Source organism: Pseudomonas sp. 51_B, from assembly GCF_017491595.1.
Lineage (GTDB): Bacteria > Pseudomonadota > Gammaproteobacteria > Pseudomonadales > Pseudomonadaceae > Aquipseudomonas > Aquipseudomonas promysalinigenes.
In genome coordinates, this window is sequence record NZ_JAFGYW010000405.1 from 1 (window position 1) to 446 (window position 446).

Consider the following 446-nt stretch of genomic DNA (forward strand, 5'->3'; position numbering starts at 1 on the left):
GAGCAGGGTTATGACAGTCGGCATGAACTGGGTTTCGCTCTGGAGCTGAACCGTGCCGAGTGCGAATTTCTCACCGGCCAACTGCAGCTTGCCGACTCGCGCCTGGCGACATTGGCCGAGCGCGCCGTGACCACCGTCGAGCGCGCGGCGGTGGCGTGCATGCAGATGGATGTCTACTTGCTGCTCGATCGCAGTGACCGGGCGGTGACGGTGTGTCTGGCCTTTCTGCGTCAGGTCGGCATCGATTGGCCAGCGCGTCCGGACGATATTCAGGTGCGCGACGAATATCAGCAGGTCTGGACCAGGCTGCGCGGGCGCAGTATCGAGCAGATGATCGACTTGCCGCTGATGGAGGATCCTGCCGCGCGGGCCACCCTCGATGCGCTGGGCAAACTCTTCGCGCCGGCGGTGCAGTCGGATCTGAACCTCGCCAGCCTGACCATTTG

Annotated in this window: 1 protein-coding gene; it reads left to right on the forward strand. The window is 63.9% G+C overall.

What is annotated here, in order from left to right; translation table 11 throughout:
- Window positions 1-446: hypothetical protein (locus J5M56_RS25455; protein WP_207938118.1), on the forward strand; the 446-nt coding region annotated here is incomplete at both ends.